Annotated in this window: 14 protein-coding genes; 9 read left to right on the top strand and 5 right to left on the bottom strand. The window is 68.9% G+C overall.

The window, feature by feature from the left end; all coding sequences use genetic code 11:
* Nucleotides 1-108: 108 nt before the first annotated feature.
* The 3 genes from PW843_03155 to PW843_03145 form a co-directional block, all read right to left on the bottom strand.
* Nucleotides 109-3,144 (bottom strand): diguanylate cyclase, encoded by a 3,036-nt coding sequence (locus PW843_03155; protein MDE1145605.1) that lies wholly within the window; start codon nucleotides 3,142-3,144, stop codon nucleotides 109-111.
* A gap of 223 nt (nucleotides 3,145-3,367) precedes the next feature.
* Nucleotides 3,368-3,910: an FKBP-type peptidyl-prolyl cis-trans isomerase gene (locus tag PW843_03150; protein MDE1145604.1), complete on the bottom strand. Its 543-nt coding sequence runs from the start codon at nucleotides 3,908-3,910 to the stop codon at nucleotides 3,368-3,370.
* A 123-nt stretch (nucleotides 3,911-4,033) separates the two neighbouring features.
* A complete protein-coding gene (locus PW843_03145; protein ID MDE1145603.1) occupies nucleotides 4,034-4,702 on the bottom strand; it encodes a hypothetical protein in 669 nt (222 codons plus the stop codon).
* Between the two features lie 189 nt (nucleotides 4,703-4,891).
* Here PW843_03145 and PW843_03140 point away from each other — a divergent pair, with 189 nt between their 5' ends.
* From PW843_03140 to PW843_03115, 6 genes are all read left to right on the top strand, one after another.
* Nucleotides 4,892-6,166: a glycosyltransferase gene (locus tag PW843_03140; GenBank protein ID MDE1145602.1), complete on the top strand. Its 1,275-nt coding sequence runs from the start codon at nucleotides 4,892-4,894 to the stop codon at nucleotides 6,164-6,166.
* A 283-nt stretch (nucleotides 6,167-6,449) separates the two neighbouring features.
* Nucleotides 6,450-6,833, top strand: coding sequence for a response regulator (locus PW843_03135; GenBank protein ID MDE1145601.1), 384 nt, complete (start codon nucleotides 6,450-6,452; stop codon nucleotides 6,831-6,833).
* Complete coding sequence (locus PW843_03130; protein ID MDE1145600.1) at nucleotides 6,830-7,720, top strand: protein phosphatase CheZ; 891 nt, start codon at nucleotides 6,830-6,832, stop codon at nucleotides 7,718-7,720. Before PW843_03135 ends, PW843_03130 begins: the two co-directional genes overlap by 4 nt.
* Before the next feature lie 207 nt (nucleotides 7,721-7,927).
* A complete protein-coding gene (locus PW843_03125) occupies nucleotides 7,928-8,746 on the top strand; it encodes a transporter substrate-binding domain-containing protein (protein MDE1145599.1) in 819 nt (272 codons plus the stop codon).
* A 120-nt stretch (nucleotides 8,747-8,866) separates the two neighbouring features.
* The gene (locus tag PW843_03120; protein MDE1145598.1) at nucleotides 8,867-9,277 is read left to right on the top strand and encodes a hypothetical protein; all 411 of its coding nucleotides are present in this window, start codon (nucleotides 8,867-8,869) and stop codon (nucleotides 9,275-9,277) included.
* A gap of 30 nt (nucleotides 9,278-9,307) precedes the next feature.
* The gene (locus tag PW843_03115) at nucleotides 9,308-9,508 is read left to right on the top strand and encodes a helix-turn-helix transcriptional regulator (GenBank protein MDE1145597.1); all 201 of its coding nucleotides are present in this window, start codon (nucleotides 9,308-9,310) and stop codon (nucleotides 9,506-9,508) included.
* Nucleotides 9,509-9,544: 36 nt separating this feature from the next.
* Here PW843_03115 and PW843_03110 read toward each other — a convergent pair whose 3' ends face one another.
* The gene (locus PW843_03110) at nucleotides 9,545-10,165 is read right to left on the bottom strand and encodes a hypothetical protein (protein MDE1145596.1); all 621 of its coding nucleotides are present in this window, start codon (nucleotides 10,163-10,165) and stop codon (nucleotides 9,545-9,547) included.
* 134 nt (nucleotides 10,166-10,299) lie between these two features.
* The gene (locus PW843_03105) at nucleotides 10,300-12,546 is read right to left on the bottom strand and encodes a tetratricopeptide repeat protein (protein ID MDE1145595.1); all 2,247 of its coding nucleotides are present in this window, start codon (nucleotides 12,544-12,546) and stop codon (nucleotides 10,300-10,302) included.
* Between the two features lie 161 nt (nucleotides 12,547-12,707).
* Here PW843_03105 and PW843_03100 point away from each other — a divergent pair, with 161 nt between their 5' ends.
* From PW843_03100 to PW843_03090, 3 genes are all read left to right on the top strand, one after another.
* The gene (locus tag PW843_03100; protein ID MDE1145594.1) at nucleotides 12,708-13,016 is read left to right on the top strand and encodes a DUF2282 domain-containing protein; all 309 of its coding nucleotides are present in this window, start codon (nucleotides 12,708-12,710) and stop codon (nucleotides 13,014-13,016) included.
* A gap of 157 nt (nucleotides 13,017-13,173) precedes the next feature.
* Entirely contained in the window at nucleotides 13,174-14,535 is a 1,362-nt protein-coding gene (locus PW843_03095) for a chloride channel protein (protein MDE1145593.1), read from the top strand.
* 89 nt (nucleotides 14,536-14,624) lie between these two features.
* A complete protein-coding gene (locus tag PW843_03090) occupies nucleotides 14,625-15,737 on the top strand; it encodes an alpha/beta fold hydrolase (protein ID MDE1145592.1) in 1,113 nt (370 codons plus the stop codon).
* The last annotated feature ends 177 nt before the right edge of the window (nucleotides 15,738-15,914 follow it).

The raw sequence follows: 15,914 nt of genomic DNA, 5'->3' as shown, positions 1-15,914 counted from the left end.
GGAACGATGCCCCACTGTCCGACCACCGTGCCCACGCCGGCAAACGCGGGCTTTTCACCCTCAGGTGAACAACGCTCACCTAAAACGGCCCCTGCGTTCCTAAGGACGTTACATCCCGTTCGCGTATTCCACCCGATTGCGCCCCAAATGCTTGGCGCGATAGAGGGCTTGGTCGGCCTGCTTGATGATGTCCGCCAGCGGCGGCATCGGGGTGGCCCCAGACATCAGCAGCGGCTCCACACAGATGACGCCGAAGCTGCACGTCACCGTCAGGTTTTCCCCGCCCTCCCCCAGGCCATCCAGGGGACCATCCAGGGGCATGGGGGCCTGAGAAATGGTGCCGTGCAGGCGGTTCAGCACCTCCACGCAATTCTCCCGTCCCAGGCCGGGCAGCAGGATCAGGAATTCCTCACCGCCGTAGCGGCCGACGGAGTCGTAGCTGCGCACGGCGGCGGAAAGGCGCCGCGCCACCTCGACCAGCACGGCATCACCGGCGGGGTGGCCATGGGTGTCGTTGATGCGCTTGAAATGATCGACGTCGGCCAGCACCACGGTCAGCGCGCCATCGTCCCGGCGGCGGGCCAATTCCAGTTCCACCAGGTCCAGGATGGCGCGCCGGTTCCACAGCTGGGTCAGGCTGTCATACATCGCCAGCTGGCGCAGTTGCTCACGCGAGGCCTCAAGCTCCCGCGTCCGCGCCTCCACCAGGGTTTCCAGGGTGCGGCGCCGTTCCCCATCGGCGTGGGTGCGCCAGCGATAGGCGGCCACGCCGATGGCGACCACCGCCAGGGCGCAGGCCAGGTAGAACAGCTTGGTCTGCCACCACGGCGGCCGGATGGTGAAGGGCAGCAGGATGCTGGGCGCCATGGCCTGCAGCGCCGTGTTGCGGGCCACGATCTCCAGCTCATACCGGCCCGAGGGCAGGGCGGAATAGCGGATCTCCTGGCCGGCGGTGACGTTCCAGTCCCCTTCCAGGCCGTTCAGGCGATAACGGTAAATCTGGCCGCCCCGGCTGCGGAAGCTGGGCGTGGTCAGGTGGAAGGTCAGGGGGGCGGTGTCCCACGGCAGGTCGAACCGGCCGTCGGTGGGCAGGGCCACGCCGTTGCGCTCAATCCCCGTCACGCGGGTGACCAGGGCCGGCCGGTTGAACAGCAGGTCGGGACGGGTGATGTGGGTCAGGCCCTTGCTGGTGCCGACCCACAGGGTGCCGTCCCCATCCTCCATCAGGGCGCTTTGGTTGCAGTCATTCCACACCAGGCCGCTTTCATGGCCGTATTGGCGCAGGGCACCGGCGTTCCACACCAGGATGCCGCTGTCGGTGGTCATCCACACCCAGCCGCGCCGATCCTCCAGCAGGCCCAGGATCTGGCGGTCCCCGGCCATGTCTTCGGTGATGTCGCCTACCGGCTGCATCACCGCGCCCGCCTTGCCGTCGCTTTCCTGCACATGGGCCAGGCGCACGGTCTCGCCCCCCAGCCAGATGGTGCCGTCGCGGGCGCAGGCGATGACATTGTAGCGGGTGACGGGGGGCAGGCCGGTGATGGTGGGCGCCGTCCAACGTCCGTCGCCGTAACGCAGCAGACCGGATTCGGTGGCGAACCACAGCGTTCCCGACGGCGACTGGCAGGCGCTGGACACCGAACTGTCGGCGGGAATGGGCAACGGGACCGCCAGCGGCACCGCTTTGGGATCCGGTCCCTCGGGATGATCGATGACGAACAGGCCCTTCTTCCGGGTCATGACCCACAGGCGGCCGGTATTGTCGGCAAAGACCTGGAAGATCAGGGGCAGGTGCGCCACCACGGTCACCGGCCCGGTCTTGTCCCCCTCTTTCCCATCAGCAGCGGGCGGATCCTGGTAGAACAGCAGGCCGGAGAAGGTTCCGCCCCAGAGACGGCCCGACTTGTCGACGGCCAGGGCGCCCACCTGATGGCTCTGCACCGCCTGCGCGCCCGGGGCCGGGATGATACGGGCCGGGGCATCGTCGCCCCCCTCCAAACGGGCCAGGCCGCCATCGGTGCCGATCATCAACCGGCCGGCGGCATCGCGCCGGAAGGACCAGACCGATTCGTGCATCAAGCCCTGGCGCGCGGTCCAGTTGGACCAGCTGCGGTATCCCACCCAATGGGTCAGGCCCAGCCCGGCAGACCCCACCCACAGCTCACCATCATGGTCCACCAGCAGGGCACTGACCTCACGCGCCGGCAGGCCGCTGGCCTCGCCGATCTGTTCCCATTTGGCCGGCTCCCCGGGCGCCTGCCCCCGGACCAGACGCAGCAGCCCCTGATCGGCGAAGGTGATGACGCTGCGGTCCATGTCCTGCAGCAGCGGCAGGAAGACGCGGACGTTGGTACGGGTGGAGGGGATGGGCAGCTGGGCCGTGAACCGGCCGGCCCCCGGCGCCAGGGCCAGCAACTGGTGCTCGCCGCGCGCCCAGACGGTGCCGTCCACGTCGCGCATCACATTGCCCCAACGGTCGGCAGGCACCCCTTGCTCCGGCCCCCAGACGGTGAGACGGCCCTGGCGCAGCGTGCACAGGCCTTGGCCGCAGCCCAGCCAGAGATCACCGCCGCCTTGCTCCCCCACGCCGAAGACCCGGACGCTTTGGATATGCGCCAAGGACGGCGCCGCCGCCTTTTGATCCGCGCCAAAGAAGGGCCGCGCATCCCACTGCGCCGGCGTGCCGGCCGCGACCGGCCGCTGCTCGACCACCAGCAGCTCTTCCCGGCCCACCACCAGCAGGTGGCCGGCGTCCAGTGCCGCCAGTTTTTGCCCCTGCCACACCGGCACCGGGCGGTCATCCTGCAGGACGGGGGTGAAGACGCGGCCATCCCAGCGGTAAAGGCCCCCGGTGGTTCCTACCCACAGGACGCCGGCGGGCGCCACGTAGACGGTGCTGACATAAGGCTCCTTCAGCCCTTCAGCCGGGCCGAAGCGCTGGAACTTTCCGCCATCGAAACGATATAGGCCGTTTTCCGTCCCCACCCACAGGAAACCCATGGCGTCCTGCGCCAAGGCGGTGATGGACAGGTTGGCCAGCCCGTCTTCCTGGGTGTAGGAGCGGAAGGCGTATTCCTGGGCGCGCGCGGCAGACGTGGGCAGCAAGCCCACAAAAACCAGCAACAGCAGCCAAGCCAGTGACATTACGCGCGCGAAGCCAAGCGGACAGCGCTGTCCCTGCGCCGACACGGCGGCGGTCGTCCCCCTGTTCACGACGGCGGCTGATCCCAAAACGTTTCCCGAGTGCCCATTCCCGTTCCACCGCGCGGGGCTTCCCCGAACGGCATACGCATCAAAGATGTGACGGGGGTTGGGCCCCCCAACGCAAGCGACTTTAGAAGAACGCCGCCTTTTGGCCTAAGGAAGGTCAGCCGCCGCCCTTCGGCTTAAGCTCGCCCTGCAGCACCTCGAACAGTTCGACCTTGAAAATCAGCGTGGCGCCGGGGGGGATCATCCCATCGCCGGAGCCTTTCTGGCCGTAACCCATCTCGGCGGGAATGACCATTTCCAGCTTGTCGCCCACATGCATGAGGGGAATGATCTCGGTCCAGCCCGGCACCACCTTTTCCAGGGACATGACCGCCGTCTCATCCCGCTGGTAGGAACTGTCGAAGACGGTGCCGTTGATCAGCTTGCCCTCATAGTGCACGCGCACTCGGTTGGTGGGGGTGGGTTGCAGGCCGACCGCCGGAGTCTTCTTGCGCAGGAAGCGGTATGCGACGCCCTCGGTCGATACCTCCACGCCCGGCTGCTTGGCATAGTCCAGGACGTACTGGTGCTGGGCGTCCACCTGGCCGCCGATGGTGGGCTTCTTCTGGGCATTCAACTGCGCGTGCGCCGGCACGGCGGCTAAGGGAAGGGCCAGCGTCACCGCCAGCAATGAAGAGAGAACCAGGGTCTGCGCGCGCATCAAACGCTCCTGCGAAGCCGTCCGATCCGGGCGGCCACCGCACCTTGACGAAAGGCGCCGGCCGGGCATCCGGATACGGTTGTTGTCCATGACGGTGGCTTTCCCCCGCCACGCGCTACAGCATTACGGCTTGGGCGCATCCCCGCGCAAGCCTTCCGGCACCGGTGCGTCGATGGGGCCGAAATTCATCATGCTGTAGCCCTTGGGCAACTCGAACAAGCTACCCTCCTGCCGGCCGCGCTTCAGGTCGTTCAGATCCAGGCGGATGGCCACCGGGCCGCTGCCGTCGTTGGCCGTGCCCTCCACCCGCACATAGATGCCGTCGGCCGTGGACCACACCTGGCCCTCGAACCCGCCGCCCTGTTCATAGGTGCCGGTGACGCGATATTTCACCACCGCCTCACCGCCCAGGGTGTCACGGCCCACGGCTTCGCTGTCCAACTGGGCCAGGCGGGTCAGGTCGGGGGCCGCCTCCGGATCCTGGGGCGACAGGGGCGCGGCCATGCGGGCGTCCGGCTGCAGCACGAAGGCGGCGTCGCGGTCCGGCCGCAGGATGAGGACGGTGCTGAGGCCGCCATCCTTCATCTCGCGTCGCTCACGCCCCTGGTCATGGAAAACCCGCAGGTCCTGGCGCACGCCGTTGACACTCAGCACCTCGGCCGCCTGGTAGTCGGCCCCCATCTTGGGCAGGCCGCCGGCGGGCAAGGCGCCCACGCTGGCGGCGGTGGGCTGTTGGGCGAATGCCGTGGGCGACGCCAGCAGCAGCGGGATCAGGATGGCAAGACGGCGCATGGGGCGTGACGCCCTTTCGGCAGGAGGCGGCGAAGTTGACGGACCCTAGCGCCCCTGGCCGGGGCAGACAACGGGCAGTCGCCCTTATACGGGGGATGAACGCGGCCCCATGCGCATGCCGGTACCGCGCCCCCAAGGGCTCGCGCTATGGTGGGATGTCCCCCTAACGAAACCGTCGCGCGCCGCCCTATGAAAATCCTGATCGTCGCCGCCGGATCGCATGGGGACGTCCTGCCCTTCATCGCCCTGGGCCGTGAACTGCGCCGGCGGGGCCACCAGCCCCATCTTTACGCAGCCGCGCCGTTCCGGGACCTGGCTGTGGGGGCAAACCTGCCCTTCACCAGCCTGGGCACGGCGGAGTTCTATCATTCCCTGCTGCGCGATCCCGACATGAACCATCCCATCCGGTCGCTGACCGCCATGGGGCGGGCGCTGGACCAGGCGGATCCCGGCGTGTGGGCGACCATGAGCGCGGACGTGGTGCCGGGCGACACCCTGGTCATTGGCAGCACCCTGGGTTTCATCACCCGGTCGCTGGCGGAACGATACGACCTGCCGTCCGTGACCGTGCACCTGGCGCCCGCCATCCTGCGCACCGAACACCAGGCGCCGCGCCACGGCGGCATGGCGATGGGCAGCGGCACGCCACGCCTGCTGAAGCGATTCGCCTGGTATCTGGCCGATCGCCTGCTGGTCGACCGCACCCTGGGTGCGGCCGTGAACCGGCATCGCCGGCAGGTGGGCCTGCCCCCGGTGCGGCGCCTGATGGGCGACTGGCTGAATCAGGCCGACCTGGTCATCGGCATGTTCCCCGACTGGTTCGCGCCGCCACAGCCGGACTGGCCCGCCAACCTGTTCCTGGCCGGTTTCCCCCTCTACGATCAGGCGTTTGGCCCTGACCTGCCGGATGCGCTGGCGTCCTTCCTGGCGGCGGGTACAGCGCCGGTGGCCTTTACCGCCGGCACGGCCACAGCGCTGGCCCGCGACTTCTTCGTCGCCTCAGTCGAGGGCTGCCGCCGCATCGGCCGGCGCGGCGTGCTGTTGACCCGCCATGCCGACCAGGTGCCGGACAAGCTGCCTCCGGATTTCATCCGGGTGGACTATGCGCCGTTCAGCCGGCTGCTGCCGCGCGTGGCCGCCCTGGTCCACCATGGCGGCATCGGTACCACCAGCCAGGCGCTGGCCGCCGGGGTGCCCCAGCTGATCCGCCCCATGGCCCATGATCAGCACGACAACGCGGCGCGCTGCGTCCGCCTGGGCGTGGCGGAGGAACTGTCCATCACCCGCTATGGGCCGAAGCGGGTGGCGGCGGCCCTGAACCGCCTGCTGGGTGATGCGGTGCTGCATCGGCGATGCGCGGCGGTGGCGGCGCGCCTAGCCGCCGGCGATGCCGTCGCGGCGGCCTGTGACCACATCCTGGCGCTGGCCGCCACGCGTGGCGGAGGCCAGCCTATCGGGGGTTGAGATGGGGACGCCAACCCCTTTGGCGGCATTGGCGATATTGGCAAAGCGGCAAGCTATCCGGGGCGATGCTTGACAACCGTTTGGCCCCCTTCCAAAGTGCCGCGCGGTGCTGTTCATAAAGGGACGCGCCGGGGATGCGTCTTCATGTTCCGAACGGGACGTCCCGCAAGGGGTAGGTCGCCCACCCCGGTCCAGGTCCACTGGCCGGCCACCGGATCGGAGGGGGCACTCTCCCGCGCCCTGTTTCCAGTCTCCGCTCAACTTTTGGCACTTGGGGGTTTGCGTGTCCTTGAATATCCAGGTCCTTGTCGTCGACGATTACGCGACGATGCGGCGCATCATCAGGAACCTGCTCACGCAGATCGGCTTCACCAAGATCGAAGAGGCGGCCGATGGCGCCGAGGCGCTGGCCAAGCTGCGCGGCGCCAGCTTCGGTCTGGTCATTTCCGATTGGAACATGGAACCGATGACCGGCCTGCAGCTTCTGAAGGAAGTGCGCGCCGACGTGCGCCTGAAGAGCATGCCCTTCATCATGGTCACGGCCGAGTCCAAGACCGAGAACGTCGTTGCCGCCAAGGAAGCCGGCGTCAACAACTACATCGTGAAACCTTTTAACGCCGACACGCTGAAGAAAAAGATCGAGAGCGTTATCGGCGCCTTGGGATGATGTCTGTGTCGGATTTCTTTTCCGACCTGTCTGACGAGGAATACGCCCGTATCGAGGACGCGTTGCAGTCCACGGCACGCGGGCGTGCCTTCCTGCGCATGCGCGACCGGCGCGGGCGGGTGGTCGCCATTGACGACGTCCGCCGCCTGCTGAAGGAAGCGAAGACAGGGGGCGAGGCCGATGGTTCCGGCGCCCATATCCGCATCCTGCGGCGTGAGCTGCAGGAGATGGCGTCGCATATCGCCCAGACCCGGCGCGAGATCGCGGCCCTGAAGCCGGACGATCCCTCGGCCAACCGCATCATGCTGGCGACCGAGGAGTTGGACGCCATCCTGCAGGCGACCGAGCACGCGACCACCGAAATCCTGAACGGTGCGGAACGCATCCAGACGGTCGCCGACCGCCTGCGCGGCGAATCGCCGGCCGTCGCCAGCGAGTTGGACAACGAGGTCATGGAAATCATGACCGCGTGCAGCTTCCAGGACATCACCGGCCAGCGCATGACCAAGGTCGTGAACACCATGCGCTATATCGAGCGCCGGGTGCACACCATGATCGAGATCTGGGGCCTGGAGAGTGAGGCCGCCGATGCCATCATGGACGACCAGGACGTCCGGCCCGATGCCCATCTGATGCATGGGCCGGCCCTGCACGGCGGCGGCATCGACCAGAACATGGTGGATGCCCTGATGGATGGCGGCGCCATGCCCGCCGCCGCACCACCACCGCCCCCGCCGCCGGAACCCACCCCCGTCGCGGCACCGGTGCCGGTGGCTCCACCACCGCCCCCGCCGCCCAAGGCCGAGAAGAAACCGGCCAAGCCGCCGGAAGCGCCCAGCACCGATGGCAAACTGAGCCAAAGCGCCGTCGACGACATGTTCCCCTGAGGGGACATCCGTCGGCACCATCACGAACCCCCGAACGCCCGCCGGCCTTCGGGGGTTTGTTTTTTCCCCGCAGCGCCTTGAAAAGACTTCATGAAACATTGGGGTCAAGCGCACCTTCCCCGCGACAGGGGCGTCGGGTTTTGCCATTCTTGCGCGGGATGGTCGGGGTTGGGCATCCCGAAAGGCGTATCGGCGCCGGGAACAATCGTGGGGACGGCCGCCCAAGCCGAAGAGGCGGCGGCCGGGTGGGGTTGGGTGACAATACGGGCGAAGGTTGAGGACGGCGGGCGATGGCACGTCCGCGCCGTGGGCCGGCGGCGGGCGTTGGGCCTGCTGGCCGGCGGTGTGCTGGCTGGCGGCGCATCCGCGGCGGCGCCAGCCCCCATACGGCTGGCCGGCAACCCCGCCTGGTATCCCTATAGCTGGGAGGAAGGCGACCAGTTGCACGGCCTGGGGATGGACCGGGCGACAGCGGCGCTGACCCGCCTGGGCTTGCCTTACGTCCTGCAAACCTACGGCCTCTGGCAACGGGCGCTGGCCGCCCTGTCGCACGGGCAAGTGGACCTGCTGATCTCCTCCGTCTGGAATCCGGCGCGGACGGAACGGCTGCTGTACACGGAACCGTATGCCCGGGACGATGTCCGCGCCTTCGTCCGCATTGATGATGTCGGCCTGTACCATGGCGTGGCCGACCTGCTGGGACGGGGGCGCCCCGCCCCCTTGGGTGTGGCGCCGCTGGGCAGCGCCTACGGCCCCGACATGGACGCACTGGAAGCCCGCGGCCTGCGGCTGGAACGCAGCGGCACGACGGAGGGCATGTTGCAACGCGTGCGTTACGGCCGGGCCGATTTCTGCGTCCTGGTGCACCAGAACGGCCGGCACCTGCTGCGCACCCTGGGCTTGACCTCGGTACTGGCGCCCTTGCCTTTCCCCCTGGCACCCTTGCAGGTCCGCATGCTGATGCGGCGGGACGGCCCCTTGGTGGGACGGATCAATGCCTTCAACACCCTGATCGCCACGGCCTGAGAAACCCCTCGCACCATGTCGCGCATGCTTGTCTTGGGCCGCCGGCTGCCTGTATCCTGAAGTCAGGTGCCAAGCTCCCGCGCGCTTGCCGCCACCGCCCCTGATGGAAGATCCGTCGCCATGAACGGCAAACGCCATCTGATCGAATTCACCGTCGCCCTGCTGGCCTACGGCCTGCTGATGACCCTGGCGCTGGTGGCGCTGAACAACGGCTGGGTCCAGGGCGGCACCCGCACCGTGGTGGGCCTGGCCCCCATGGTCGCCTGCATCGGCATCTGGTGGGCCGTGGTGCGCCATCTGCGCCGCAGCGGGCCGGAGGAGGCGCGGATACAGCTGGTCGCCATCGGGTTCGCCTTCGTCGGCACCGCCCTGCTGACCTTCACCTACGGCTTTCTGGAGGTGGCGGGCTTCCCCCGCCTGTCCATGTTCTTCGTCTGGCCGCTGATGGTGTTGCTGTGGGTGCTGGGGCATGTCATCGCCCGGCAGCTGGCCGGGCCTGAAGCGGTGGAGGCCGTTGATGATGAGGATTGAGGCCGCCCTGTCCCACCGGGGAGCCCGGCCATGAACAACCGCTTGCGCGAAATGCGGGCACGGTACGGCTGGACGCAGGCGGACCTGGCGCACCGCCTGGCCGTGTCGCGGCAGACGGTGAACGCGCTGGAGACCGGGCGTTACGACCCATCCCTGCCGCTGGCGTTCCGGATCGGGCGGCTGTTCGGCCTGCCCATCGAAATGATCTTCCGCGACGATCCGGCCGAATGAACCCGGCGGGCCGGCGCGGGCCGGCCGATGGCGCCCCTATGCCAGCGCCTGGGCCAGGGCGCGCAGCACCTCGGGATTGCGGCACATGGTGACGTGGGGACCCTCGACCGCCACCACCTGGCCCAGCGGTTCCGGCACCCAGCAGCTTTGCCAGGCCACGACACCGTCGTCGCGGCTGTAGATGGCGGTGGAGGGCATGGGCAAAGGCTGGGCCAGGCGCTCCGGCGCCAGGTCGCCGGCGTAGTGGCGGGCGCACAGGCGGATGAGGGGTTCCAGCGGGCTGGCCGTGGGCAGGCGGACGGGGCTGCCCACCGTCACCACGCGGCGGATCTGGTGCGGCCGGTCCAGCGCCAGGTCGCGCGCCAGCAGGCCGCCCATGCTGATGCCCACGACATCCACCGGCCCGCCGGCCTGGGCGCACGCCTCATCCAGGCGGCGGCGCAGGCCGTCCCGGGCGGCGGCTGTGGGCCCCAGGTTCATGCCCTGCCCCCAGCCCACCGTGGCATGGCCGCACTGGCCCAGGAAACGCCGCAAGGGGCCGGTGAAGGGATCGGCGGTCAGGAAGGCGGGAATCACCAGCACCGTGCCCCTGCCCTGCGGCAGGGGCGGCGGCTGAATGGGGCGGTATGACGCCAGCGACCAGATTTCCGTCAGCAAACCCCGATATGAGGGGCGTCGAAGCGTACCGGTTCGATCAAAAATTCCTGATAAATCCAGCATTACCCGCCTTGCCGCGCACGAACATCCGCATCGTCGAACGATGCGGCGGCGGCCCGGGGCGCGTCAAGGTGTCACGCTTGTACCAAAAGGCTATGGAGGGCGTCGGCCATCGCCGACACCACGCCGGGCCAATCGCTCGACCGACCCTGGCGGAACAGGCGGGCGGTGGGATACCAGGGGCTGTCGGTGCGGGTTCCCTGCCAGCGCCATTCCGAGCCGGTGTCCAGCATCAGCCACAAGGGCTTTCCCAAGCCGCCGGCCAGGTGCGCCACCGCCGTGTCCATGGCGATGACCAAGTCGGCCTGGGCCAGGATGGCCGCGGTATCGGAAAAGCTGCGCAAGCCGTCAGCCACGTCCAGGAAGTCCGCCAGCACGGCCGGCGGCAGCTTCGCCGGCTCAAAATCACGCCGCCCCTCATCCGTCTGCACGGATACCCAGCCGACACGGCCCGCCAGCCGGGAATCGGACAGGAGGGATAGCAGCGGCGCCAGGCGGGGCGCGCGGTGGCGGTGATAGGCGAATTGCGTCGATCCCGCCCAGGCCAGCGCCACGCGGAAAGGCGGCAGGGTATCCAGCACGCCCTGCCAGCGCGCCGCCGCCTCCGCCGGGGGAACAAGGTAGGGCACGGCCTCGCCGGCGAACCCCATGTCCGTCGCGGCCAGCGGCAGCAGGGCCAGGCAGTCGGCCTGGAACCAAGCCTGCCCCGGCATGGGTGGCGGCAACGGCCGGTCCAACGGGCCGGCATCCTCCACCAGATTTGACGCCGCCACCAGGTTCACCAAGGCGGCCATGCCCCGGAAGATCACCCGCATGCCCCGCCGCCTCAGCAGGCCGGCATATCGGATGAAGTGCAGCAGGTCGCCATGCCCGCGGGTGGCCGTCACCACCAGGTGCCCGCCCCGCTGCACCCGGCCGTCCCAGACCGGCACATCCGCCAGCGCCGGTCCCTGGCCCGGCGTGCGTGTGCGCCAGGCGAAGTGCGGCGCGCCCTGCGCGATATCGCCCTGGCGCAACAGCGCCATGCCCAGGCCCTGGTGCAGCACCGCGATGTTGGCGTCGATGGTCGGCGGATGATTGGCCAGCGCCGTGCGGAACGCCTGTTCCGCCGCCACCGCATCCCCCTGCCGCAAGGCGATGAAGCCCCGGTTGGCGTACGCCTCCGCCGAATCAGGATCCAGTTCCAGGGCAATGGCCACCTGGGCCGCCGCGCGGTCGACCTGGTTGCTGTCGATCAGGGCCGCCGCCGCCGTCACCCGCAGGTCGGCCCGTTCCGGCGCCTGTTCCACGGCACGCAGGGCGGGTTCCAGGGCCGCGTCCGGATCGTTGGCGGCCAGCAGGGCGATGGCGAGGTCGCGCCAGGCCGGAACGCCCGGCGCCGCCGCCGCCCGTTCCCGCGCCACGGCCACCGCCTCATGCGGCAGACCGCAGGCGCACAGGGCGCGGGTGAGATTACCCTGCACACGGGCCGGATCGATGGCCGGGCGTAGTAAGCTTTCATCCCCCGATGCCGCCTCGCGCGCCAGATGCTCCAGCGCCAGCCGATAGGCGGCCGCAGCCGCGAAGGCGTCGTCCTGGGCGAAACGCGCATCGCCCAGGTCGGCCAGCAGAACACCCCGCACGCCGATGACCACCAGCGCCTGGTTCAGCACCTCCGCCGCTTCCGCCGGGCGGTGCAGGATGTAGAGGGAGGCGGCATGATTGCGGTGGTGTTCGATGGCCTGGGGCGCATGGCGCACCGCCTGGGCGAAATGCCCCACCGCGTCGGCATCCCGCCGCTGGAGCGCCAGCACGCCCAGCATGTTCCAGGCGTCGGCACAGGCCGGGTCCTGCTTCAACGCCTCACGACACAATTTTTCCGCCGTGGACAGCTCATCATCCCGCAGGCGCGCCCGGGCCTGGGCCATGAGGATGGCAGCCCCCCCCTTGGGTGCCGATGGCGTCGGCGGCGGCGGGGCGGCGGCCAGGCGGGCGGTGATGTCCGCAACCCACGGCGCGTCCGGCGGCGCCAGGGCCAGCGCCCGGCGCCAGCAGGCCGCCGCCTCATCCGCGCGCCCCAGATCGACCAGCACCAGGCCCAGGCTGAGGTGCAGGTCGGGCACGGCATGGAAACGCAGCAGGGCCTGGCGCAAATGGGCCTCGGCCTCCGTCAGGCGTCCGGCTTGGGCCATCAGCACGCCCAGCAGCTGCGCCGCGTCCGCACGCCCCGGTTCCCGTGCGATCACCTGGCGGTAGAGATCCTCCGCCGCCGCGGTCTGCCCCGCCTTGTGCAGGCCGACGGCATACCGCATCATGTCGTCGGCTTGAAACGCGTCACCCATGCGCTGATCCATCCTTCACTGGAAGTTGCCGCACATCCGCGGCCCCTTATCGCACATCCGCCCCAAAGGACGTTTTGAAACCGGGGGACCCTGCCCGTATCTTCGGGGCCATCCCGGATGGGGTCCACCCGTAAATCCGGCCCTGAACAGGAGGAAGGCCCATGTCCCAGTCCCACAAGACCACCACACATCCCACGCCGCAAAACGCCGGCACCGTCGCGGCGGCGGCCCTGGCCGGCGCCATAGCGCTGGCCGCCTTCGCGGCCCCCGCCCACGCGGCAGACGCCGTGGAAAAATGCTACGGCATCACCAAGGCGGGCCAGAACGGCTGCGCCGCGGGCGCCCATTCCTGCGCCGGCCAGTCCACCAAGAATTATGACGGCCAGGATTGGAAGGAAGTGAAGGCCGGCACCTGCACCAGCATGGGCGGCAAGACCACGCCGTTCAACGGCACCGGCACGCCAAAATAAGCGCCCGTCAAGCGCATGCCTGATGGACAGGGCAGATGCCCTGGTGATGGGCCACGATCCGGTCGTCCCGGGCCGGATCGTGGTCTAAGGTGGCCGGGCTTTTCCGTTCCATAAAAGCCCGCGCCTGCGTGAAATGGGCGGGCGAAGGCAGTTCCCAATGGCATTAGCAGCATACCGCCGCACGCGGCGCCTGTGGTTTTCCCGCGACGGCTGGCAACGCCGGCTGGTGTTCTGGGGCGGCGGTATCCTGGTGGGGCTGGTGGCGGTGATCTTCGCCACCCTGGCGGACGGCGCCCAGGAGCTGTTCGGGCGCTATGCCGGCGCGCATCCCTGGCTGCCCCTGCTGGCCACGCCCGCCGGCCTGGCCCTGTCGGTCTGGCTGACCCGCAGCTATTTCCCCAACGCCGGCGGCAGCGGCATCCCCCAGGCCATCGCCGCCCGCGAACTGCGCGACGGGCAGGAGCGCACGGCCCTGGTGTCCATCCGCCTGGCCGTGGGCAAGGTCGTGCTGACCCTGCTGGGCCTGCTGGTCGGCGCCTCGGTGGGACGTGAGGGGCCGACGGTACAGGTCGGCGCGTCACTAATGCACCGGGTGGGGGCCACCTTCGGCGGGCGTTTCCCCGGCCTGCTGCTGGCCGGCGGTGCCGCCGGCGTGGCCGCCGCCTTCAACACGCCGCTGGCCGGCATCGTCTTCGCCATTGAGGAAATGGGGCGCGGCTTCGACATGCGCACCGGCGCCCTGGTGCTGGCCGCCGTGACCGTGGCGGGTGCGGCCCCCTTGGCCATCCAGGGCGACTATCTTTATTTCGGACAGAGCACCGTCCACATGGCGACCTGGCAGGACTGGGCCCTGGTGCCGCTGTGCGGCGTGCTGGGCGGCCTGGCCGGCGGCGCCTTCAGCCGGGTGGTGGTGCGTCTGGCCCGGGGTTTCGGCCATTGGCCGGGCCACGCCGGCATCGCCGGCCGCTGGATCAAGGCACATCCCGTGTGGTTCGCGGCCGGCTGCGGCCTGGCGCTGGCCCTGCTGGGCCTGGCGACCGGCGGCGACACCTACGGCACCGGCTACGCCCAGGCCAAGGCGCTGCTGGAAGGGGTGGCCCATCCGCAGGCGGCGGCCGCCGTCTCCTCCCTATTCGGTCCCGCCAAGTGGCTGGCCACCGTCATTTCCGCCATCAGCGGCATTCCGGGTGGCATCTTCTCCCCCTCCCTGGCCGTGGGTGCCGGCCTGGGGGCGGAGATCGGGCACCTGCTGCCCGGCGCCAACCTGGAGGTGGCGGTGCTGGTGGGCATGGTCGGTTACTTCAGCGGCGTGGTACAGGCCCCCATCACGGCCTTCGTCATCGTGCTGGAGATGACCGGCAACCACGCCCTGGCCGTGCCCATCATGGCGGGCAGCCTGATCGGCTGCGGTGCCGCCCGCATGATGGGGGCGGAGGCGATCTACCACGCCCTGTCCCATGGCTTCCTGGACCGCGCCCACAAGGCCATCGCCGCCCGGCCGGCCAACCGAGCGCCCTGAATCTGCCCTTTTACCAATGGCGTATGCAGGGTCTGGCCGCCCAGGCTGTATATTGCATACAACAAAAACCAGGCCTGGAGCTTCACATCATGATCCGACCCATCGCCCGCGCCCTGCGCGCGCCCGTCCTGCTGGGCGCCCTGCTGGCCAGCACGCTTCTGTCGCCGGCCGGCGCCGCCCCGGTGAAGCCGGTAACGCATGAAGCCGACGTGGTGGTGAAGGATTTCAAGTTCGCCAGTGGTGAGACCCTGGCGGAGGTGAAGCTGCATTATGCCACCCTGGGCACGCCGCACCGCGACGCCAAGGGCCATGTCGACAACGCCATCCTGATCATGCACGGCACCGGCGGCACCGGCGGGCAGTTCCTGCGCCCACAATTCAGCGATGTGCTGTTCCAGCCGGGCGGCGTGCTGGACCCGGCCAAGTATTTCATCATCCTGCCGGACGACATCGGCCACGGCCAGTCCAGCAAACCCAGCGACGGCCTGCACGCCCGCTTCCCGCATTACGACTACGACGACATGGTGGCGCTGGAGCACCGCCTGGTGACGGAGGGGTTGGGCGTGGATCACCTGCGCCTGGTCATGGGGACGTCCATGGGCTGCATGCACGCCTTCGTCTGGGGCGAGACCTATCCGAAGGACATGGACGCCCTGATGCCGCTGGCCTGCCTGCCGCAGACCATCGCCGGCCGCAACCGCCTGTGGCGCCAGATGGCGATCAGCGCCATCAAGGCCGACCCCGCCTGGCAAGGGGGCGAGTACAAGGCCCCGCCGCGCGAAGGCCTGCGCACCGCATCCGGCCTGCTGGTCATCGCCGGCAGCGCCCCCATCCAGATGCAGAAATCCTACCCCACGCGTGAGGCGGCCGACGCCGCCGTGCAGACGCTGGTGGAGGGGCAGATCGACCATATGGAAGCCAACGACCTGATCTATCAGCTGGACGCGTCGCGCACCTACGACCCATCACCCAAACTGGAAACCATCACGATCCCGGTCACCTGGATCAATTCCGGCGACGATTTCATCAACCCGCCGGAACTGGGCATCGCCGAGCAGCTGGTGAAGCGCATGCCGCATGCGCAGTTCATCCTGATCCCCGCCAGCGACCAGACCCATGGCCATGGCACCCACACCTGGGCGGCGCTGTGGCAGGACAAGCTGGCGGCCCTGTTGGCCCAAACGGCACCTCGGGCCAAGTAACGGCAGCGGGCCGGTACGACCGTTCACCGGGCGTTCCCGGGCGGCACTGACCGCCGCCCGGGAACTGGTTTTCTGGTAAAATGATTGGGTTGCATATTCGAAGGTATGCTGTCGGATAGGTTTGCTCTAGATCAAATACAATTTCATAAAATGAAAGATAAAGGCCGCAGACCGCAA

Source organism: Azospirillaceae bacterium, from assembly GCA_028283825.1.
GTDB lineage: Bacteria > Pseudomonadota > Alphaproteobacteria > Azospirillales > Azospirillaceae > Nitrospirillum.
The sequence above is the reverse complement of the archived record's forward strand: the minus strand, read 5'-3'. Positions and strand labels throughout refer to the sequence as shown.